Origin of the sequence: Enterobacter sp. AG326 (assembly GCF_004362415.1) — a bacterium.
In the GTDB taxonomy this organism is placed as follows: Bacteria; Pseudomonadota; Gammaproteobacteria; order Enterobacterales; family Enterobacteriaceae; genus Enterobacter; species Enterobacter asburiae.
This window is the reverse complement of the sequence record NZ_SNXG01000001.1, coordinates 759,708-781,066: the sequence shown is the minus strand read 5'-3', so window position 1 is coordinate 781,066 and position 21,359 is coordinate 759,708. Positions and strand designations below refer to the sequence as shown.

General features: G+C 55.2%; 22 protein-coding genes, 1 pseudogene and 1 riboswitch. Of the genes and pseudogenes, 12 read left to right on the top strand and 11 right to left on the bottom strand.

Annotated elements, in window-relative coordinates:
• Positions 1-66: 66 nt before the first annotated feature.
• Positions 67-858 (top strand): DNA-binding transcriptional regulator KdgR, encoded by a 792-nt coding sequence (gene kdgR, locus DFO52_RS03705; protein WP_023312208.1) that lies wholly within the window; start codon positions 67-69, stop codon positions 856-858.
• Between the two features lie 68 nt (positions 859-926).
• Here the strand turns inward: kdgR and DFO52_RS03700 are convergent, their stop codons facing one another.
• A complete protein-coding gene (locus DFO52_RS03700) occupies positions 927-1,166 on the bottom strand; it encodes a YobH family protein (RefSeq protein WP_029741993.1) in 240 nt (79 codons plus the stop codon).
• Positions 1,167-1,327: 161 nt separating this feature from the next.
• Between DFO52_RS03700 and mgrB the strand changes: the two genes are divergently transcribed.
• The 7 genes and pseudogenes from mgrB (at position 1,328) to rlmA (ending at position 6,561) form a co-directional block, all read left to right on the top strand.
• Positions 1,328-1,471: a PhoP/PhoQ regulator MgrB gene (gene mgrB, locus DFO52_RS03695; RefSeq protein ID WP_006175995.1), complete on the top strand. Its 144-nt coding sequence runs from the start codon at positions 1,328-1,330 to the stop codon at positions 1,469-1,471.
• Between the two features lie 74 nt (positions 1,472-1,545).
• Positions 1,546-1,836 (top strand): YebO family protein, encoded by a 291-nt coding sequence (locus DFO52_RS03690; RefSeq protein WP_008500484.1) that lies wholly within the window; start codon positions 1,546-1,548, stop codon positions 1,834-1,836.
• Positions 1,837-1,859: 23 nt separating this feature from the next.
• Positions 1,860-2,849 carry an MBL fold metallo-hydrolase gene (locus DFO52_RS03685; protein WP_133549358.1) on the top strand — a complete coding sequence of 330 codons (990 nt, stop codon included), beginning with the start codon at positions 1,860-1,862 and terminating at the stop codon, positions 2,847-2,849.
• A 525-nt stretch (positions 2,850-3,374) separates the two neighbouring features.
• Positions 3,375-3,519 (top strand): annotated as a pseudogene (locus DFO52_RS03680) (DUF2627 domain-containing protein).
• A 13-nt stretch (positions 3,520-3,532) separates the two neighbouring features.
• Entirely contained in the window at positions 3,533-3,742 is a 210-nt protein-coding gene (gene cspE / locus DFO52_RS03675; RefSeq protein WP_001062678.1) for a transcription antiterminator/RNA stability regulator CspE, read from the top strand.
• Positions 3,743-3,961: 219 nt separating this feature from the next.
• Entirely contained in the window at positions 3,962-5,680 is a 1,719-nt protein-coding gene (gene ftsI, locus DFO52_RS03670; protein ID WP_133549356.1) for a peptidoglycan glycosyltransferase FtsI, read from the top strand.
• Between the two features lie 65 nt (positions 5,681-5,745).
• Positions 5,746-6,561 (top strand): 23S rRNA (guanine(745)-N(1))-methyltransferase, encoded by an 816-nt coding sequence (rlmA, locus tag DFO52_RS03665; protein ID WP_133549354.1) that lies wholly within the window; start codon positions 5,746-5,748, stop codon positions 6,559-6,561.
• On the opposite strand, the gene mntP is transcribed toward rlmA, so the two are convergent.
• From mntP to manX, 5 genes are all read right to left on the bottom strand, one after another.
• Complete coding sequence (mntP, locus tag DFO52_RS03660) at positions 6,558-7,124, bottom strand: manganese efflux pump MntP (protein WP_029741998.1); 567 nt, start codon at positions 7,122-7,124, stop codon at positions 6,558-6,560. The two genes, rlmA and mntP, sit on opposite strands and share 4 nt — an antisense overlap.
• Positions 7,125-7,134: 10 nt before the next feature.
• Positions 7,135-7,324: riboswitch (yybP-ykoY riboswitch) on the bottom strand.
• A 198-nt stretch (positions 7,325-7,522) separates the two neighbouring features.
• Positions 7,523-7,981 (bottom strand): DUF986 family protein, encoded by a 459-nt coding sequence (locus DFO52_RS03655; protein ID WP_133549352.1) that lies wholly within the window; start codon positions 7,979-7,981, stop codon positions 7,523-7,525.
• Positions 7,982-8,036: 55 nt separating this feature from the next.
• Positions 8,037-8,888: a PTS mannose transporter subunit IID gene (locus DFO52_RS03650; protein ID WP_006810994.1), complete on the bottom strand. Its 852-nt coding sequence runs from the start codon at positions 8,886-8,888 to the stop codon at positions 8,037-8,039.
• A 12-nt stretch (positions 8,889-8,900) separates the two neighbouring features.
• Complete coding sequence (gene manY / locus DFO52_RS03645) at positions 8,901-9,701, bottom strand: PTS mannose transporter subunit IIC (protein ID WP_008500490.1); 801 nt, start codon at positions 9,699-9,701, stop codon at positions 8,901-8,903.
• 46 nt (positions 9,702-9,747) lie between these two features.
• Positions 9,748-10,713: a PTS mannose transporter subunit IIAB gene (manX, locus tag DFO52_RS03640; protein ID WP_032658500.1), complete on the bottom strand. Its 966-nt coding sequence runs from the start codon at positions 10,711-10,713 to the stop codon at positions 9,748-9,750.
• Positions 10,714-11,176: 463 nt separating this feature from the next.
• Between manX and yoaE the strand changes: the two genes are divergently transcribed.
• Positions 11,177-12,736 carry a CNNM family cation transport protein YoaE gene (gene yoaE, locus DFO52_RS03635; protein WP_133549350.1) on the top strand — a complete coding sequence of 520 codons (1,560 nt, stop codon included), beginning with the start codon at positions 11,177-11,179 and terminating at the stop codon, positions 12,734-12,736.
• A 6-nt stretch (positions 12,737-12,742) separates the two neighbouring features.
• On the opposite strand, the gene DFO52_RS03630 is transcribed toward yoaE, so the two are convergent.
• The 4 genes from DFO52_RS03630 to pabB all read right to left on the bottom strand — a co-directional run bounded on the left by DFO52_RS03630 (position 12,743) and on the right by pabB (position 17,931).
• Positions 12,743-14,341 carry a cyclic diguanylate phosphodiesterase gene (locus DFO52_RS03630; RefSeq protein WP_029742002.1) on the bottom strand — a complete coding sequence of 533 codons (1,599 nt, stop codon included), beginning with the start codon at positions 14,339-14,341 and terminating at the stop codon, positions 12,743-12,745.
• 130 nt (positions 14,342-14,471) lie between these two features.
• Positions 14,472-15,836: an L-serine ammonia-lyase gene (gene sdaA / locus DFO52_RS03620; protein WP_023312197.1), complete on the bottom strand. Its 1,365-nt coding sequence runs from the start codon at positions 15,834-15,836 to the stop codon at positions 14,472-14,474.
• 184 nt (positions 15,837-16,020) lie between these two features.
• A complete protein-coding gene (locus DFO52_RS03615) occupies positions 16,021-16,599 on the bottom strand; it encodes a CoA pyrophosphatase (RefSeq protein ID WP_023312196.1) in 579 nt (192 codons plus the stop codon).
• A gap of 6 nt (positions 16,600-16,605) precedes the next feature.
• Positions 16,606-17,931, bottom strand: coding sequence for an aminodeoxychorismate synthase component 1 (pabB, locus tag DFO52_RS03610; protein ID WP_133549849.1), 1,326 nt, complete (start codon positions 17,929-17,931; stop codon positions 16,606-16,608).
• A gap of 61 nt (positions 17,932-17,992) precedes the next feature.
• Here pabB and DFO52_RS03605 point away from each other — a divergent pair, with 61 nt between their 5' ends.
• Positions 17,993-18,184 (top strand): YoaH family protein, encoded by a 192-nt coding sequence (locus tag DFO52_RS03605; protein WP_023336068.1) that lies wholly within the window; start codon positions 17,993-17,995, stop codon positions 18,182-18,184.
• A 6-nt stretch (positions 18,185-18,190) separates the two neighbouring features.
• Here the strand turns inward: DFO52_RS03605 and DFO52_RS03600 are convergent, their stop codons facing one another.
• A complete protein-coding gene (locus tag DFO52_RS03600) occupies positions 18,191-18,535 on the bottom strand; it encodes a RidA family protein (protein ID WP_029742004.1) in 345 nt (114 codons plus the stop codon).
• 133 nt (positions 18,536-18,668) lie between these two features.
• Between DFO52_RS03600 and DFO52_RS03595 the strand changes: the two genes are divergently transcribed.
• Both DFO52_RS03595 and tsaB read left to right on the top strand, forming a co-directional pair.
• Positions 18,669-20,579, top strand: a complete 1,911-nt coding sequence (locus tag DFO52_RS03595; RefSeq protein WP_109845086.1) for an ATP-dependent DNA helicase — start codon at positions 18,669-18,671, stop codon at positions 20,577-20,579.
• A 66-nt stretch (positions 20,580-20,645) separates the two neighbouring features.
• Positions 20,646-21,341: a tRNA (adenosine(37)-N6)-threonylcarbamoyltransferase complex dimerization subunit type 1 TsaB gene (gene tsaB, locus DFO52_RS03590; RefSeq protein ID WP_038417432.1), complete on the top strand. Its 696-nt coding sequence runs from the start codon at positions 20,646-20,648 to the stop codon at positions 21,339-21,341.
• The last annotated feature ends 18 nt before the right edge of the window (positions 21,342-21,359 follow it).

Below are 21,359 nucleotides of genomic sequence, written 5' to 3'. Positions count from 1 at the left end.
ACATGACGGGAACTTATAATAAAAACCGGTTCTGATTTTTATAAAACACTCTCTATGAGGTGGTAAATGGCTATTGCGGATTTGGATAAACAGCCAGATTCTGTTTCTTCCGTGCTGAAGGTGTTTGGCATCTTACAGGCACTGGGGGAAGAGCGTGAAATAGGTATTACAGAGTTGTCGCAGCGCGTGATGATGTCTAAAAGCACCGTATATCGCTTTTTACAAACCATGAAGTCGCTGGGCTACGTTGCCCAGGAAGGCGAATCTGAAAAATACTCTCTGACGCTGAAGTTGTTTGAGCTGGGCGCCCGTGCGCTACAAAATGTCGACCTGATCCGCAGCGCCGATATTCAGATGCGTGAAATCTCTCGCCTGACCAAAGAGACCATTCATCTCGGTGCGCTGGATGAAGACAGCATTGTTTACATCCATAAAATCGACTCCATGTACAATCTGCGCATGTACTCGCGCATTGGTCGTCGCAACCCGCTCTACAGCACCGCGATTGGTAAGGTTCTGCTGGCCTGGCGCGATCGTGAGGAAGTGAAGCAGATCCTCGAAGGCGTGGAATACAAGCAAAGTACTTCACGAACCATTACCAGTACGGACGCGCTGTTAACGGTGCTCGATCGCGTACGCGAGCAGGGGTATGGCGAAGATAACGAAGAGCAGGAAGAAGGGCTGCGCTGCATCGGCGTTCCGGTGTTTGACCGCTTTGGCGTAGTAATTGCGGGCTTAAGTATCTCCTTCCCAACCTTACGCTTCTCCGAAGAGCGCCTGCATGAGTATGTGGCTATTCTGCACACTGCCGCACGTAAGATTTCTGAACAAATGGGTTATCACGACTACCCGTTTTAATCTCTGCTCGCATAAAAAAACGCCGCATCTGTTGCGGCGTTTTTTATATCAGTCATGTCACCGGCTGATTAGCCATTATCAATCACGACGGATGTCTTTCGCAGGACCGGACAGTTGGTCAAGCCAACGATCCCGCTGTCAGTATGCAAATATTGCGCAGTGCTCACGCCCTGTGCTGTTAAATATTTACATTGAATCCCTAACCCGGCTGCGTTTTCGGTGCTTCCCACAAGCACGCCATAACCCGTAAGCAGAAGGCCAATCCAGACGATGGCCAGTGCAATAATTGTTCGAATGATTAAGCGCATCATTAACCTCTTTTGTCGTTGTTATCATAAAGCTAGCCTAAACGGTTTACACGATGAAACAAGTGCAGGATTCTGAAAAAAGTGCGATGGCGGTACAGTTAGTCCTTGTTTAAGATAAGCGTGATAACCTCGTTACATCAGGTTTTTAGACGGAGTGTGGAGTGAAAAAAATACGCTGGGTAATTCTGATTATCGTGCTGATAGCGTGCGTGGTGTTATGGACGCAGACGATCAATGTGATGTGCGATCAGGATGTACAGTTTTTTAGCGGCGTTTGCGCAATCAATAAGTTTATTCCGTGGTAATACGCATTTTTTCTCAAGGTGATTTCCTTCCTTCGCGCCAGTGGTAAAATAGACGTTTTTATTGAGGTGGTGAAATGGGTGAGTTACTGAATTCAGGGCTGCTGAATATGGCATCCCTGATGATTTCTTTGGTTGTTCTGCTTGTGGGCCTGGTCATTTGGTTTTTCGTGAACCGCGCCAGTTCCCGTACTAACGAGCAGATTGAACTGCTGGAAGCGCTGCTCGATCAGCAAAAACGTCAGAATGCGCTGCTACGCCGTCTGTGTGAGGCTAACGAACCGGAAGAGAAAGACGCGCCGAAAGACGCGGTTGCTGAAGATAACAAAGACGAAGACGACTTTATCCGCCTGGTGGCTGAGCGTTAATCTTTTTATGCTGGGAGGTGGCTGTGGTCTGGAAAAATCCCTGGTATGACCCCTCCCTGAAACATCACACCCCGAACGGTTTTCGTAATACCGATCCTGTCGGACATCAACCCGGCGATCTTGACCGCTGGCGTAAAGCGCGTAAAGAGGCCGGTTTACCGAAGCCACCCGCGCTGGGCTATGAAGACTTTATCCAACAGTGGTGGCAACCGGTTGAGCTTACGCAACCTCATGAAGATGGGGTATGGTGGCTGGGGCACGCGAGCGTAATGCTGCAGCTGGACGGCAATATCATCCTTACCGATCCGGTTTTTTCACGGCGCGCTTCTCCACTCCCTTTCCTGGGACCACAGCGCAAAACGCCTCCCGCGCTGTCAGTCAGTCAACTCAATCAGCTTGATGCGGTCGTCATCTCCCATAATCATTACGATCATCTTGATGATGCGACCATTCGCCGTATTCTCAAACGCTTCCCCGAGGTCAGTTTTTTTGTTCCGCTGGGCCTGGCCGACTGGTTTCGCCGCCGGGGGGCAAAACGCGTGGTTGAGCTCGACTGGTGGCAGAGCTTTACCTGGCAGGGGATGACGCTGACCGCCGTACCAGCACAGCACTGGAGTATGCGCACGGCATGGAACCGCAATCGCTCATTATGGTGCGGCTGGGTTATGGAAGGGCGACATCATCGTTTCTGGTTCAGCGGTGATACGGGGTATTCGCCTGAACTGCTGTTGATACCTGAACGCGTTGGCCATATCGATGCTGCCGCGTTACCAATAGGTGCCTATGCCCCACGATGGTTCATGGCTGTCCATCATATGGATCCGCAATCTGCGGTGGCATTGTGGCAGCAGCTGGGTTGTCCTCTGGCGTTTCCCATTCACTGGGGCGTGTTTGAACTGGCAGATGAAGCCCTCGATGAACCTGTGCGGGAGTTAACTGACGCGCTAGATAATTTAGCACCGGTTAATCATTCTTTCAGGATACTGAAAGTTGGTGAATATTTATCCTTATAAACGAAGCGATAACGTAGTGCATATATTCTGTATGTAAACGCGTGCAGGAATGTTTTATTTTTATCGAAACGTTTTGCTTGCCTTCTTTTGATGCAGAGTCATAAAAATTTCATTATTTTGGTGCATAACACTGTTTATTAGCTGGTGCATTTTAATACAGTTCGGCGCGGGTTATTAACAGTGTTTTTTCTCTGAAACAATTTGGTCGCGTTACAATGATTTAAGCATAAGTTTTCACAAATTGTTCTAACTCAATCAGGACGTAAGATTTCTTTTCCCGGTTGCTGGACGCTTCGTAATGATTGAGCTATGTTAAAAAAGTCTTAGATTACAGCGCTTGTGAAAGCAACGCTGGGTCTTTGTTACGCAGCAGAGCTGTCTGTGAGTGATGCGCATAATTGTGCAAAACCTGACAGGCACTGTTCGAATTTGTGCGGCGGATCGAGACATGTTTAAAAATGGCTTGCCATATTAAACATAGTGTGTGATAACACGTTTTGGGTCAAACGAGGTACAGTTCTGTTTATGTGTGGCATTTTCAGTAAAGAAGTCCTGAGTAAACACGTTGTCGTTGAATACCGCTTCTCTGCCGAACCTTATATTAGTGCCTCATGCAGTAATGTCTCAGTTTTATCTCAGTTAATGCCTGCGGGCTAAGAAAACACTCTAAGGAATTTTGCAAAATGGCAAAGATTAAAGGTCAAGTTAAGTGGTTCAACGAGTCTAAAGGTTTTGGTTTCATTACTCCTGCTGACGGCAGCAAAGACGTGTTCGTACACTTCTCTGCAATCCAGGGTAACGGCTTCAAAACTCTGGCTGAAGGCCAGAACGTTGAGTTCGAAATTCAGGATGGCCAGAAAGGCCCAGCTGCAGTTAACGTAACTGCTATCTGATCGAACCGCTGCTGACTGAAGCGCTTAGCACTTCAATCTCAGACATAAAGCCTCGCATAACGCGGGGCTTTTTTATGTCCCTTATCTTTCAAAATATTACCATTCGCGGTCTTGTTAGTAACTTGTTGCAAAGCTGCGAGGTTAGTAGCACTGTTTTGCCACCTTAAACCCATCTTTTCCCGTTAAATCAGGGCGTTGTTTAACAGTCCTGGGGTTCAGGTGAAGAAGAAATTGAAAACGACCGCTGGCAATTTCACGCCAGCGCGTTTTGTGCTGCTCTGTTTAGCTATTTTTTGTAGTCTGGCTTTTTTGCTGGGCCGCGTTGCCTGGCTGCAAATCATCAAGCCTGACAATCTGGTGAAGCAGGAAGATATGCGCTCCCTTCGCCAGCTGGCAATTGATGCGCCGCGCGGCATGATAATGGATCGCGAAGGTCGCCCCCTGGCGGTGAGCGTGCCCGTCCGGGCCGTCTGGGCCGATCCTAAAACGGTGCTGGCAAAAGGGGGCGTTGGTGTTGACGAACGCTGGCAGGCGTTGGCAAATGCGCTGCATCTCTCCCTGGGCACACTTTCGGCGCGAATCAACGCCAACCCGCAGGGGCGTTTTATTTATCTTGCCCGTCAGGTCGATCCCGCACAGGCAAAGTGGATCGATAAGCTGAATCTGCCCGGCATCAATTTACGCGATGAATCCCGCCGTTTTTATCCTGCCGGCCATGTGGCAGCAAACCTGATTGGCTTCACCAATATTGACGGGCAGGGTATTGAAGGCGTGGAAAAAAGCTTCAATGCGCAGCTGACCGGCAAGGCCGGAGTGCGGCAGGTAAGGGAAGACCGCTACGGCCGAGTGGTTGAAAACCTGACGGAAGTGGCGCCCGCGCCGGCGCATAACATCCAGTTAAGTATCGACGAGCGGCTGCAAACCATCACCGAAGATGCGCTCGATAATGCCGTGGCCTGGAACAAGGCCGAGTCTGGCGCATCGGTGCTAATTAATATCCCAACCGGGGAAATACTCGCCATGGCGAGCTATCCGGATTTCAACCCCAATAATCGGGAAGGCGCGACGATCAACGATTTCCGTAATCGCGCCATCAGCGATACGTTCGAACCCGGTTCGACGGTCAAGCCGCTGGTGCTGATGACGGCCCTGCAGCAGGGCCTGGTCCAGCCGGACAGCGTGATTGACACTCACCCGTATACCCTTGCCGGGCATCGTATCCGCGATGTGGGCTATTATCCTGAACTGACAATGACCGGAATCCTGCAAAAATCGAGCGATACCGGCGTGTCCCGACTGTCCCTGGCAATGCCTGTCCAGCATCTTATTGATACCTATAGAAACTTTGGGTTTGGCACGAATACGGGGCTTGGCTTAACGGGCGAGAGCTCGGGGCTGTTGCCAAATCGTAAATACTGGAGCCAGCTCGATCGTGCGACCTTTGCCTTCGGCTACGGGCTGATGGTGACGCCGCTCCAGCTGGCGCACGTCTACGCCACGATCGGCGGCTTCGGGCTCGAGCGACCTCTCTCGATTACGCGTATCGATCCACCCGTTATCGGGCACCGCGTCATGCCGGAAGAGATCGCGCACGAGGTGGAGCACATGATGGAGAGCGTTGCGCTGCCCGGCGGCGGGGGCGTTAAGGCCGCCGTTCGTGATTACCGGGTGGCGGTGAAAACCGGTACGGCGAAGAAAATTGACGACAGCGGGAAGTACGTCGATAAATACGTCGCCTATACGGCCGGCGTTGCGCCCGCCAGCGATCCGCGTTTTGCCCTGGTGGTGGTCATTAACGATCCGCAAAATGGGGCCTACTACGGCGGTGCCGTTTCCGCGCCTGTATTCAGCGAGATTATGGGTAACGTGCTGCGTCTGGAGAATGTGAAACCTGACGGGTTACCGGCGGGCTCCGATCACCTTATCGTAATGCGTTAACCGGGCGTTTATAACCAGGGCGAATAGCGGTACACTTCGCCCTTTGATTATGCTCCGGAGTCACCATGTCCTTCAGCTGTCCCCTTTGCCACGCCCCCCTGACGCATTCAGATAAAAGTTATACCTGTCCGCAGGGGCATCAGTTTGATATGGCAAAAGAAGGCTACGTGAATCTTCTGCCGGTGCAGCATAAGCGCTCCCGCGATCCAGGCGACAGTGCAGAGATGATGCAGGCGCGCCGCGCGTTTCTGGATGCCGGGCACTATCTGCCGCTGCGGGAGACCGTCGCGCAGATGCTGAATGACATCCTGCCGGGTTCAGCCACCGCCATGCTCGATATTGGCTGCGGGGAAGGGTACTACACCGCACGCTTTGCCGGGATCGCCCGTGAGAAGGGCGCGTTGACATTCGGTCTGGACGTGTCGAAAGTGGCCATTCGCGCGGCGGCAAAGCGTTACGCGGACGTGACGTTCTGCGTGGCATCCAGCCACCGGCTGCCGTTTGACGATGCCAGCATGGACGCTGTTATCCGCATTTACGCGCCCTGCAAGGCGGAAGAGCTGGCTCGCGTGGTGAAGCCGGGCGGATGGGTGGTCACCGTAACGCCGGGCCCGCGTCATCTGATGGAGCTGAAAGGGCTGATCTACGACGAAGTGCGACTGCATGCACCTCATTCTGAACAGCTGGCCGGTTTTACCCTGAAGCAGGAGCAAACCGTGGCGTATGAAATGACGCTGAAAGGCGAAGAGGCAACCGCGTTGCTGCAGATGACGCCGTTCGCGTGGCGGGCAAAACCGGAAGTGTGGGAAGCGTTAGCTGTACAATTAATATTTAACTGCCAGACGGATTTCAGTATCCATGTCTGGCAGCGCGAGGATTAACCGGCGAAGTGTGCCCAGAGGATCTGGGCACCAATGCCAATCAGCACAATTCCACCCAGGATCTCAGCGCGTTTGCCCAGCAGCGGGCCGATAAACCGTCCGACCATCATGCCCAGCGTGGACATGATCAGCGTTGCGCAGCCGATGGCCAGCGCGGTGGCAATAATATTGACCTGCAGGAATGCCAGACCGACCCCGACGGCCATCGCATCAAGGCTGGTGGCAATCGCCGTGGTGACCAGCAGCCAGAACCCGTGGCGGTGCTGCGGTTCCTCGTCTTCATCATCACCGCCGCGAAAACCTTCAATCACCATTCTGCCACCGAGAAACACCAGCAGTACGAAGGCAATCCAGTGGTTCCACTCCAGCACGAACTGGCTGGCGAGCATGCCAAGTCCCCAACCGATAAGCGGCGTAAGCGTTTCGATAGCACCAAAAATGAGGCCGGTACGCAGGGCTTCTGAGAACTTAGGTTTGTGGAGCGTGGCGCCTTTTCCGATGGAAGCAGCAAATGCGTCCATGGACATGCCAAAAGCGAGGAGGATCGTAGCGGAGATATTCATAACAGCGTCCAGACCGGGGATATCCATATGACACATCACTGCCCCCAGTAAACAGCAGTTGATGTATCTATGGTCTCGCCTGATCGCGCCGCACATAAGATGTGCTGTCAGCGATCCGTACGCGCCACGTTTTTCAACGAGTATGTTGACACGTACATTTCCTGCGAACAGGAAATCGGCTACTCCCCAACGACGGGCGCAACCTTAACATATTTTGAGAATATAAAACAACAACGAAGAGGCATTATTTAAAATGCTTGGTGATAACGATTTTCATTTGTCTTTAAGCGTGAAAGTATCGTTAACAAATAGAGAACAAATTAATGAAGGGGATATAGCTTAGGCTATATTTCTTGCGCAAGATAAACACAGAATATAGCCATTGCTATATATTTAAATCATTGAGTTTTAACGAGTAACTTGTAGACCTTTTCAAGGTCGTCAATATTCTTCACCCGAATAAGCAGGCGGCGTTGTTCTAATTGCATCACCAGCACACCGTCTTCGGATAAATTCATCTCTTTAATACGGTTATATTCTATCCACACATTGGCGAAGAAAAATCCGCGGGATTTAAAAATGATTTTCGGCCTGCGGATCCAGAACAGATAAACCGCCATTAATGCCAGCGCACATAATAACCATGTGGTTAATATTGCACCATGACTGGTGACGTTATTGTAAATAAGAATAACGATGAGACCCGCGAAGATAAACGCATCCACGCGCCCGCGTCGCAGAAGGGGAAGGGAGAGCAGCGTCTCGCCGTGACGGCGGGGCATGATGAATTCGTCATAGATCGCGTAAGCCAGAAGGGCAGCAATAAATAAAACCAGTACGATGTCCGTGACAGTCATTCATCCTCCAGATAAAAAAAACCGGGGGCAAGCCCCCGGCCTATAGCATTGAAGCTTACAGACCCAGCAGGCCGACAGCGTAGCCCGCGATACCGATGACGAAGAAGCCAACGATAATCCACAGCGGGTTCACTTTCTTACGCAGCAGCCACATGCAGGCGAAGGTTAACAGCAGCGGTACCAGGCCAGGCATCAGCTGGTCCAGAATCGTCTGCACGGTCGTCACACGCGTCTGACCATCCTGACCGGTGATGGTCGATACCACCAGCGGGATGTTCACGTGCGTCCACTTGTTAACCAGCGCCCCCATGACAAACAGGCCGAGGATTGACGCCCCCTCAGTCAGTTTCTGCAGGAAGCCGCCGCCCATGTCCTTAACGATGTCCACCCCTTTACGGTAACCGTAGGCCACACCGTAATAGCGGGTCAGCAGACGCACTGCGTTGAACAGGATGAAGAACAGCAGCGGGCCAAGCAGGCTGCCGCTCATCGCGATACCGGCACCCAGCGCCGCGAAGACCGGACGCACGGTGCCCCAGAAGATTGGGTCACCGACACCGGCCAGCGGACCCATCAGGCCGACTTTGATACCGTTGATGGCACCATCGTCAATCTCTGCGCCGTTCGCACGCTGTTCTTCCATCGCCAGCGTTACGCCCAGAACCGGAGCCGCTACGTAAGGATGGGTGTTAAAGAATTCCAGGTGACGCTTGATCGCCTGACGGCGCGCTTCGTTGTTTTCCGGGTACAGGCGCTTGATCGCTGGCACCATGGAGAAGCAGAAGCCCAGCGCCTGCATACGTTCGAAGTTCCATGAACCCTGAAACAGGTTAGAACGGATGAACACGCCACGAATATCACCCGGAGTGAGTTTCTTCTCGGTGGTAGTTTTTGTCATATCAACCATTTCGCTCACCTGTTAGTCCAGTTCGTTATCGAGATCGTTGTTACCAGCAGCCTGCGCTGGGGCACCCGCAACGCGGTTATATTTCGGGCTGAGCTGGATGTAGAGAATCGCCATCACCGCGCCAATCACACCCAGTGCAACCAGGTTGAAGTTGGTGAAGGCAGCGGTCACGAAGCCGAGGTAGAAGAACGGCATCAGGTAGCCTGCGCGCATCATGTTGATGACCATCGCATAACCGACAACTACGATCATACCGCCCGCGATGTTCAGACCGCCGGTGACCACTTCTGGAATGGCGTTCAGCATGCTCTGCACTTCACTGGTACCAACAGAGATCGCCACGATAACCGCCGGGATCGCGATACGCATCGCCTGCAGGAACAGGGATGATACGTGGATCCACGACAGTGCCGTGAGGTTGCCGTTTTCGGCCGCCTTATCCGCCGCGTGCTGGAAGGCAACGGTGATAGTACGAACGATGATGGTCAGAACCTGGCCAGCTGCTGCCAGCGGGATCGCCAGCGCGATACCGGCACCAATACTCTGGTGACCGGCAATAACCAGAACGGTCGAAATGATAGAGGCCAGAGCGGCATCGGGCGCAACCGCTGCGCCGATGTTCATCCAGCCCAGGGCTATCATTTCCAGGGTACCACCGATGATGATACCGGTTTTCATGTCACCCAGAACGGCCCCAATCAGCGTACAGGCCACCAGAGGGCGGTGGAACTGAAATTCATCAAGTACGGATTCCATACCCGCAATACATGCGACGACGAACACCAGCACAATCTGAAGAGTGGTAATCTCCATTGCACTTCTCCTATTACATAAACTTTATATGAGAACCGGCGCGGGCTTATTTCCCAACTTTGCCGATCAAATCCATCATTTTCAGTTTTTGATCCGTGGAAACCTTACGGGCTTCCAGTTCAATACCGCGCGCATTCAACTTGTTGAATGCCTCGATATCTTTCGCATCGACTGAAATGGCGTTGTTGACCTGCGTTTTGCCCTGACGGAATGCCATACCACCAATGTTCACGGAGGTGATTTTCACGCCGCCTTCAACAATGCGCTCAACGTCTGTCGGGTTAGTGAACAGGAGCATCACGCGTTCACCCGCGTATTTCGGGTTGTTGTACACGCGGATCATCTTGGCGACATCCACGACGTGCGCGGTAACGCCAGGAGGAGCAACCTGAGTCAGAAGGGTTTTACGAACGGTATCGGCGGCCACTTCGTCGCTGACCACGATAATGCGTCGAACGTTGGTCTCTTTGGTCCAGCGCGTGGCGACCTGGCCGTGGATTAAGCGGTCATCAATACGCGCCAGGCCGATGACCATGTAATCGTTCGGGCCCATCGGTTTTGCCGGTGCTGCCGCTTTTGGTGCCGCTGCAGGCGCAGGGGCGGGTTTTTCAACTGGCTGCGCCTTCAGGGCTTTTACCCCTTCGCGACCGGTTTCAACGGCCAGCGCCACCAGCTCATCGAACGCCGGATTGTCGTCGCGAGCCATGAAGGTTTCCACCAGCATGGGAATATTAACCCCGGCGACAACTTCATAGTGCTCTTTATCGACGACAATGCGGCTGGCGGCATTGAACGGGCTGCCGCCCCATGTATCAACGAGAAACAGCACGCCTTTGCTGGTATCCAGCTTCGCGAGTTGAGCGTTGTACTTCTCTATCAGCGTCTCGGCGTTTTCACCGGGAACAAAATCGATCCAGCCGACGTTTTCCTGCTCGCCCAACAGCATCTCTGCCGTTTTGAGTAGCTGCTCAGCAGCCCAACCATGTGTGCCTATGACAATAGCAATGGTCACTTGCTACCTCCTTTTATTATCATTAATACGCCTGCCAGGCAGTCGTACTGAGAATCGTATTGGCGAACCGAATCGATTCAGATAAGGGTTAGAGTTCAAAAAAACTAAGACTTCCGCGAATTATTTTAGATAGTGAAAAAATAATTTATGTGATGAAGATCCGTAATTTAGCCACGCGTTACAGATTTATCTGTAGCGTAAAGCCGCTGTGTTACAGAACTTTGCAAAGGAACGTAAATCTTTGCTAAAAACACAGTGTCTCTGATATGTTTAGCCTCCGTTTAATAGTTCAGGAGTATAGGGCTACAGCCCACTATATGGACCGTCACCGACGTCAGTCATCTTCCAGGCCATTTCGCGCCTTATTCACCGGCGATCCTCGCCACGTATCGACTCTGTTTACCTCTGTTTTGCCCGCGTTGAGTGGGGCACCGTTTCGTCATTCCTTTAGCAGGAGCTTGTCATGGAATTCTTAATGGACCCGTCAATCTGGGTGGGATTGCTCACGCTGGTGGTGCTCGAGATTGTTCTCGGCATTGATAACCTGGTGTTTATCGCCATCCTCGCGGACAAACTGCCGCCAAAACAGCGTGATAAAGCGCGACTGATTGGTCTCTCGCTGGCGCTGGTTATGCGACTGGGGCTGCTCTCCGTCATCTCCTGGATGGTCACGCTGACCAAACCGCTGTTCTCCGTCATGGACTACACCTTCTCCGGGCGTGATTTAATCATGCTGATCGGGGGGATATTCCTGCTTTTCAAAGCGACGACGGAGCTACACGAGCGGCTGGAAAACCGTCAGCACGATGATGGGCACGGTAAGGGCTATGCCAGCTTCTGGGTGGTAGTGATGCAGATCGTGGTGCTTGATGCGGTCTTCTCGCTGGATGCGGTGATCACGGCAGTCGGCATGGTGAATCATCTGCCGGTAATGATGGCGGCTGTCGTCATTGCGATGGCGGTAATGCTGCTGGCCTCGAAGCCGCTGACGCGCTTCGTTAACCAGCATCCAACGGTGGTCGTGCTGTGTCTTAGCTTCCTGCTGATGATTGGTCTGAGCCTGGTGGCGGAAGGTTTTGGCTTCCATATTCCGAAAGGCTACCTGTACGCCGCGATTGGCTTCTCGATCCTGATCGAGCTGTTCAACCAGATTGCGCGCCGTAACTTTATTAAGCAGCAGTCGAATCAGCCGCTGCGCGCCCGTACCGCAGATGCGATTCTGCGCCTGATGGGCGGTCGTCGTCAGGTGAACGTCCAGTCTGATTCCGAAAACCATAACCCGGTTCCGGTCCCGGAAGGGGCGTTTGTGGAACAAGAACGCTATATGATCAACGGCGTGCTCTCCCTGGCCTCCCGTTCGCTGCGCGGCATCATGACGCCGCGTGGGGAGATCAGCTGGGTCGATGCAAACCTGAGCGTGGATGAAATTCGCCAGCAGCTGCTCTCTTCTCCGCACAGCCTGTTCCCGGTGTGTCGCGGAGAGCTGGATGAGATCATCGGCGTGGTGCGGGCAAAAGAGATGCTGGTGGCCCTGGAAGAGGGCGTCAACGTGGAAGCCGTTGCCGCCGCGTCGCCTGCGATTGTCGTGCCGGAAACGCTGGATCCTATCAACCTGCTCGGGGTGCTGCGCCGCGCTCGCGGTAGCTTTGTTATCGTCACCAACGAGTTTGGCGTGGTGCAGGGGCTGGTTACGCCGCTGGACGTGCTGGAGGCGATTGCCGGTGAATTCCCGGATGCCGACGAAACGCCTGAGATCGTTGCCGACGGTGAAGGCTGGCTGGTTAAAGGTACCACAGACCTGCACGCGCTCTCGCACACGCTGGGGCTGGAAAACGTGATCAACGATGAAGAAGACATCGCGACCGTTGCCGGTCTGGTTATCGCCGTTAACGGGCAAATCCCGCGCGTCGGAGATGTGATCGAGCTGGGGCCGCTGCACATTACGATCGTTGAAGCCAACGACTATCGCGTTGATATGGTTCGTATTGTTAAAGAACAATCAGCCCACGACGAAGATGAGTAAGCCGGCTTAGCGCAGCGGCATTAAGGGCACGATGTGCCCGTTATGATGCGCTGGCGGGGACGCGCTCCCCGCCAGCCACTTCGGAAAATCCCGTAGCGGCATGGGCCGCGCATAGAAAAACCCCTGCAGGACAGGTACGCCATGGCGGCGCAAGTAGCGCGCCTGCTCCTCCGTCTCGACCCCTTCAGCAACCAGTTCGATATTCAGCCGCTGTCCCAGCGCAATAATCATATCCGTTACCGTCGAGTTCACGGCGTCGGTGCCGATGGCGGTGGTAAACGACTGGTCAATTTTCAGCACGTCCGGGTGCAGCTTTTCGAGCCAGGAGAGGGAGCTGTTCCCGGTACCAAAATCGTCGATGGCCAGCTTCACCCCTTTGCGATGCAGCTCGCGCACGATGCGATAATCCGCATCCAGCAGCGCATCCCGTTCCGTGAGTTCAATCACCAGCTGCTGGCGCGGACTGGCGCTGAACCAGAGGCGATTCAGGTCCTGTATCAACACCGCGTGACGGAAATGGCTGGCGGCGACGTTAATACCGATGTGAAAACCGGCGCTGGAAGGAAAGTAGCCTATCTGGCGCACCGTTTCGGCGATGACGTAGCGGGTCAGAGGGACAATCTGGTTATGTTCTTCTGCCAGAGGGATAAATACCTCCGGGGTGATCCAACCCTGACGGGGGTTATTCCAGCGCAGCAGGATTTCCACGCCGGTGCACGCCTGGGTGCGGGCATTCACCAGCGGCTGGCAGAAAAGCTCAAATTCCCGCGCCGCAATGCCCATATCGATCTCCCACGTAAAGCTCATCCGGTTTGCCGTTGCCAGCCAGGCGAGATAGCCCAGCAGCAGGCTGAGCATGAGTCCAAGCGGCAGCTGGGCTGGCAGGCTTTTTAAGGCTAACTCTCCAGGGCCTGGCCCGCTGACCGTAATGGTGAAAGGGTTTCGGGTTGACGATTGCTGGAAAAGAGAACCTTCCTCATCAAAGGTCAGGCTGTCGCTGACGCGTTGTCCATAGCGCAGAAAGCGATCGCCTACGGTCAGCGCCACGTCATTGATGAGCGGGCGCTGGGGCTCAAGGATCATTTTGGCGATCAGATCGATATTGATGATCTCGATAACGCCAGCTTCACCGTCCTGAGAGACGGGATACCACTGGACCAATATCGGGCTATCTTTAAGCAGCCACTGGTCGGTCGATAAAATCAGCTTTGCCGTGCTGGCGGGGAGTTCTTTCAGGAAGTCGCGAACGGGCACGTTGCGGCTCCCGAAAATACTTGAGCAATACAGGATACCCTCGTTAATCAGGGCGATGGAGCGTACCGTCTGCAAAATGGCGGCCTGCTTTCGCAGCGCCAGGTGCGCCTGCGGGCAGGGCTGCCCCACCAGGGGCTGCAGCACGCTGCGGCGGTTCTCTAAAGAAAGCAGTACGTTATCAAGGGCGCGAACGGTGTGGCTGGTAAAATCGAGGATCCGCTGTTGGTTAACATTGCGCTGTGAAATAAAGCGAATGCCTAACGTCAGGATGAGCGTGAGGAGCGCAACCGTGACACAGACGATAACGCGTTTTCGGCGATAGTTTTTAATGATCGTTTGTGCAGTTTGCATGAACGGTCGCCTGATAAGCCACCAGCCACAAAAGCCGGACGCAACAGTAAAAGTGTAGTGGGGAAAGCTGAAGGAGACGAGAAAGAAGAGGGAAATTCGCCCATCCGTTGCAGATGGGCGAAAGGCAGTATTAGTCGCACTGCACCTTAATGGCCAGGCCACCGCGGGACGTCTCGCGGTATTTCGCGTTCATGTCCTTGCCGGTTTCGTACATAGTTTCAATCACCTTATCCAGCGATACGCGAGGTTCGCTGGTACGGCGCATCGCCATACGTGAGGCGTTGATGGCTTTCACCGAGGCAATCGCGTTACGCTCGATGCACGGCACCTGCACCTGGCCCGCGACCGGGTCACAGGTCAGACCGAGGTTATGTTCCATACCGATTTCCGCCGCCACGCAGACCTGCTCAGGGCTTGCGCCCAGCAGCTCTGCCAGACCCGCCGCCGCCATGGAGCAGGCAACGCCGACTTCACCCTGACATCCCACTTCCGCGCCGGAGATGGAGGCGTTCATTTTGTACAGCGCACCGATGGCACCTGCCGCCAGGAAATAGCGGATATAGATGTCCGGCGTCACGGGCTCAATAAAGTGATCGTAATAGGCCAGCACTGCCGGAACGATACCGCACGCACCGTTGGTTGGCGCCGTCACGACGCGGCCACCGGCGGCGTTCTCTTCGTTAACCGCCAGGGCAAACATGTTTACCCAGTCGACCACGTTCATCGGGTCATTGGAGAACTTGTCCGTGGTCACCAGCATACGGCGCAGGGCAGAGGCACGACGCGGTACGCGCAGTGGACCCGGCAGAACGCCTTCGGTGTTCATCCCGCGGTCGATACAGGCGCGCATGGTTTGCCAGACGTTCGCAAAATAGTCTTCAATCTCTTTTTTGCTGTGCAGGGCCAGTTCGTTCTGCATCACCATGCCGGACAGTGAAAGACCGGTCTCTTTGCAGTAGCCCAGCATTTCGGTAGCCGATTTGAACGGGTACGGTACGCTGACGTCGCCGACGCTGTCTTTGCCAAAATGCTCTTCATCCACGATGAAGCCACCGCCGATGGAGTAGTACGTTTTGCTGTAAATCTCTTTTTCACCGCTGTAAGCGTGAATGGTCATGCCGTTTTCATGCAGCGGCAGGTTGTCGCTGCGGAAACGCATGCCGTCATCCTGCGGGAAATCGACTTCCTGCTGACCGTTTGCCAGCAGCAGGCGGCCGCGTGTTTCCACGTCGCGGATGAATGCCGGGATGGCATCAATATCTACGGTATCCGGCATATTGCCTGCCAGACCCATAATAATGGCGATATCGGTGTGGTGGCCTTTACCCGTTAATGACAGCGAGCCGTAAACATCCACGGCGACACGGGTAACGCTTTCCAGTAATCCTTTTTCGACCAGATCATCGACGAACTGTTTACCGGCCTTCATCGGGCCAACAGTATGGGAAGACGAAGGGCCAATTCCCACTTTGAACATGTCGAATATACTAATCACTTTCACACTCCTGACAGGGTTACCGGGGTTCCAGTAACGATGTTATAACTGCGCATAGTGTAAGAGGGAACACCGACCTCGGCTTAACTATTCACATGAATTAAACTAATGGTTAACGATGGGTTTTGCTAATAGCGCGACGCGGATCGCAAACCTGCAAAAAAGGATGGAATGTAAAGTATAGTCAAGGTTTCAGGCCGATTTGCAGCGCCAGTTCGCGAATGATGCCCGCCGTCATGCCCCAGACAAAATAATGCTGATACCAGGACAACCAGACCCGATGGTCATGCCCGCGACGATGGATATCCAGCGGATGATAACGGCTTAGCCGGAGCGCCTCTTCAAGCGGCATTTCAAACACCGCAGATACCTCATCGACGCTGGCATGATACTGCAGGCCGGGCGGGATAATGCCCACTACCGGCGTGACCTGAAAACCGGTAACGCTGTCGACGGGCGGCAGCACGCCGATGACCTCCACAGCCTCCGGCGGAATGGCAACCTCTTCCTGCGCTTCCCGCAGCGCGGCGGCAATCAGCGAGGCGTCGGAGCTGTCTACTGCGCCACCCGGAAAGGCGACCTGACCCGCGTGCTTACGTAAATGGGGAGAACGCTGGGTGAGCAGCAGGCCCGGCTGCGCGCGACGCACGACCGGGATCAGCACGGCCGCCTGACGCTGGTTCAGCGCCTCGCGGTTGACCTGCGGTCGTAATAGCTGAAAGCGAGATAAAAAATCGTCAAGCGTCAGGTTCTCTTTTTCCACCCGTGATTACTCCAGTTGTTTCAGGATACGGTTAACCTTATCAAAGGTTTCCTGATATTCCGCATCGACCTGGCTATCGGCAACAATGCCGCCCCCGGCCGAGCAGTAAAGGTTTCCGTCGCAGGCCGTCAGCGTGCGAATGGTAATGCTGGTATCCATGGTGCCGCACAGGCTGATATAGCCGATGCTGCCGCACCAGGCGTTGCGGCGGTGCGGCTCCAGCTCATCAATGATCTCCATCGCCCGCACCTTTGGCGCGCCGGTGATGGAGCCGCCCGGGAACGCGGCGCGGAGCAGATCGCAGGCGGTGCGAGAGTCTGGGAGACGCGCGGTAATGGTACTGACCAGATGATGCACCGCCGGGAAAGGCTCGACGACAAACAGTTCCGGCACGCGCACGCTGCCCGGTTCGGCGACGCGACCAATATCGTTACGCATCAGATCGACAATCATCAGGTTCTCGGCGCGGTCTTTCGGCGAGGCGGCCAGCTTTTCCGCCTGCTGGCGATCGGCGTCGGGATCGGCAAGACGCGGCAGAGTGCCTTTAATCGGACGGGTTTGAATCGTGCCCTCGGCCAGATGAATAAAGCGCTCCGGAGACAGGCTGAGTATGGCCCCCCGTTCCAGACGGACAAACGCGCTGAACGGCGCCTTATTGCTGGCATTAAGACGGGTAAATGCCTGCCACTCATCTCCCCGGTATGTCGCCTGGAAGCGCTGGGCGAGGTTAACCTGATAGCAGTCACCGCTTTGCAGATACGCCTGAACGCGCGCGAATTTTTCGGCATACTCCGCTGCGCTCATATTTGAACGCCAGCCTGAGGTGAGCGTGAACGTCTGTGCCGGTGCAGGCTGTTGCGCCTCCAGCCACGCCAGACGCGCCTGCACGTCATGATGGCTCAGCAGGGAAACCTTTTTTTTATGATGATCAATAATTAACGCCCAGTCATACAGCCCCACGGCCATGTCTGGCAGGGAAATATCTGCCTGCGCATGCTCCGGCAGCGTTTCGAAACGGCGACCCAGATCGTAGCCAAACAGGCCCAGCGCGCCCCCCTGAAAAGGGAAGTCCGGGTTCGGCGCAGCAGATAAGCCCAGCGCGTTAATGGCTTGCTGCAGCTGCTTCAGGGGATCGTCCGTTAACGACAGGTCATCGGTTGTCAGCGTCTTTAGCGGATCGGCCACCAGAATATCGAAGCGGCTATAGGGATGGTCCGCATGGCCGGAATGCAGCAGCATCGCATACGGAAGATGGCTCAGGCGGGCAAACCAGAATTCAGCGGCGTCTGCACGCCAGGGTAAGGTAATAACAGTGGGGAAGCGCATGTTCATGTGTGGCATACTACCGGGCAGCGTGAAATAATTAGCGCGAATAATTTAGCAGGAGTTGACGATGTTTGCAGGTTTACCTTCTCTGAGCCATGAACAGCAGCAGAAAGCGGTTGAGCGAATTCAGGAACTGATGTCCCAGGGGATGAGCAGCGGACAGGCGATTACCGTTGTCGCTCAGGAGATTCGCGCCAGTCATTCCGGCGAGCGGATCGTGGCGCGATTCGAAGATGAAGATGAAGATCCAGAAGAGTAATCGGGCTTACACCGCCGCGATAATCTTGATCTCAACCTTATACTCCGGTTTCATCAGCGTGGCCTGTACGGTGCAGCGTACAGGCGCGTGACCCGCCACTACCCATGCATCCCAGGCTCTGTTCATCGCCGCGAAATCATCTTTGTTTGCCAGGAAAATCGTCGCATCCAGAATGCGGGATTTGTCGCTGCCCTGTTTTTCCAGCACCGCATCAATCTGCGCCAGGGTGTTAGCCGTCTGCTCGAACGCATCCGCGTCCAGGTTAGCCGGTACGCCGGTGTAGTAAAGCGTCTGGTTATGGATCACCACATCAGACCAGCGGGCTTCGGCATCAATGCGCACAATTGTCATAAACGTTTCCTCGTTATTTTTCGTCGTCAGGCGGCAAGACTGCCATATTGTTCTCCTGTCGTCACTATTTGGGGTGGCACAGGAGAGGATGGGCTGACATAATCCCTGTGCAAAAATACAGTGAGAGAGCACCGTGGCAGACGATTTTTCCCCTGAAGGTCAATTAGCGCAGGCTATTCCCGGCTTCAAGCCCCGTGAGCCTCAGCGCCAGATGGCGCACGCCGTTGCACGCGCCATCGATAAGGCTCAGCCGCTGGTGGTCGAAGCCGGAACCGGCACGGGTAAAACGTATGCTTACCTTGCTCCGGCGCTGCGCGCGAAGAAGAAGGTGATTATTTCCACCGGTTCGAAGGCGCTGCAGGATCAGCTCTACAGCCGCGATTTGCCCACGGTGGCGAAAGCGCTGAAATACAAGGGGCGTCTGGCCCTGCTGAAGGGGCGCTCTAACTATCTCTGTCTGGAACGTCTTGAGCAGCAGGCGCTGGCGGGCGGCGACCTGCCGGTGCAAACCCTCAGCGACGTTATTATCCTTCGCGCCTGGGCGAACCAGACTGAAGAGGGGGACATCAGCACCTGCGCGAGCGTGCCGGAAGACTCGCCTGCCTGGCCGCTGGTGACCAGCACCAACGACAACTGCCTCGGCAGCGACTGTCCGCTGTATAAAGACTGCTTTGTGGTGAAGGCGCGCAAAACGGCGATGGACGCGGATGTGGTGGTGGTGAACCACCATCTGTTCCTCGCGGATATGGTCGTCAAGGACAGCGGTTTCGGCGAGCTGATCCCGGAGGCGGACGTGATGATCTTCGATGAAGCCCACCAGCTTCCGGACATCGCCAGCCAGTACTTCGGCCAGTCGCTTTCCAGCCGCCAGCTGCAGGATCTGGCGAAAGATTTCACCATCGCTTACCGGACCGAACTCAAAGATACCCAGCAGCTGCAGAAGTGCGCCGACCGTCTGGCCCAAAGCGCGCAGGATTTCCGCTTACAGCTCGGCGAGCCGGGCTATCGCGGCAACCTGCGCGAGCTGCTGGCGGACAAAAACATCCAGCGCGCGCTGCTGCTGCTCGATGATGCCCTGGAACTCTGCTACGACGTGGCAAAACTGTCCCTCGGCCGCTCCGCGCTGCTGGACGCGGCCTTCGAACGCGCCACGCTCTATCGCGGGCGGCTCAAGCGGCTGAAAGAGATTAACCAGCCGGGGTTCAGCTACTGGTATGAGTGCACCTCGCGGCACTTCACGCTGGCGCTCACGCCGCTGACGGTGGCCGATAAATTTAAAGAGGTGATGGCGCAAAAGCCGGGAAGCTGGATCTTCACCTCGGCAACCCTGTCGGTGAACGACGATCTGCATCACTTCACGGAACGTCTTGGCATTGAGGAGGCGGAATCCCTGCTCCTGCCCAGCCCGTTCGATTACGAAAAACAGGCGCTGCTCTGCGTTCCCCGTAATCTGCCGCTGCCGAACCAGCCGGGCGCGGCGCGCCATCTGGCCGCGATGTTGAAACCGATGATCGAGGCCAACAACGGCCGCTGTTTTATGCTCTGCACCTCTCACGCCATGATGCGTGACCTCGCCGAGCAGTTCCGCGCCACCATGACCTTACCGGTGCTGCTGCAGGGAGAAACCAGCAAAGGCCAGCTGTTACAGCAGTTTGTCAGCGCCGGAAATGCCCTGCTGGTGGCAACCAGCAGCTTCTGGGAAGGGGTGGACGTGCGCGGCGATACGCTCTCGCTGGTGATCATTGATAAGCTGCCATTTACCTCTCCTGACGACCCGCTGCTGAAGGCGCGGATGGAAGACTGCCGTCTGCGCGGGGGCGATCCGTTTGACGAGGTACAGCTGCCGGATGCGGTGATTACCCTCAAGCAGGGGGTAGGGCGATTAATCCGCGACGTTACCGATCGCGGGGTGCTCGTCATTTGCGATAACCGGCTGGTGATGCGTCCTTACGGGGCAACCTTCCTCGCCAGCCTGCCGCCCGCGCCGCGGACGCGGGACATAAAACGCGCGGTGCGTTTCCTGGCAAACCCAACGGCGGAGTAATTTACCCCGGAGTGTGCTAAGATGCGCGCCATTTTGTGACTGACCCTTGCGAGAGCGCGACGACTGATGCGAATTCTGGCTATTGATACCGCGACAGAGGCTTGCTCTGTCGCTCTGTTGAACGACGGTGCTGTTTCTGCTCATTTCGAAGAGTGCCCACGGGAACACACCCAACGCATTCTGCCCCTGGTAAAAGCCATTTTAACTCAGGGCAACACCTCCTTAACCGACCTCGACGCGCTGGCCTTTGGCCGTGGCCCCGGCAGCTTTACGGGCGTACGTATCGGGATCGGCATTGCGCAGGGGCTGGCGCTGGGCGCCGAACTGCCGATGATCGGGGTCTCTACCCTCGCCACCATGGCGCAGGGCGCATGGCGCATGACCGGGGCAACGCGCGTCCTGGCCGCGATTGATGCCCGCATGGGCGAAGTTTACTGGGCCGAATACACCCGCGACGAGCAGGGCGTGTGGCACGGTGAAGAGACGGAAGCCGTGCTTAAGCCGGAAGCGGTCACTGAACGACTGCAACAGCTCTCCGGTGAGTGGGCAACCGTCGGCACCGGCTGGCCGGCGTGGCCAGACATGGCAAACGACACCGGGGTGACGCTGGTGGACGGCAACATGCTGCTGCCGGCTGCGGAAGACATGCTTCCGATTGCCTGCCAGCTGCTCGCGGCAGGAAAAACCGTTGCCGTTGAACACGCGGAGCCGGTTTATTTGCGAAACACCGTTGCGTGGAAGAAACTTCCGGGCCGCGAGTGAATCTCAGTAACAGGAACT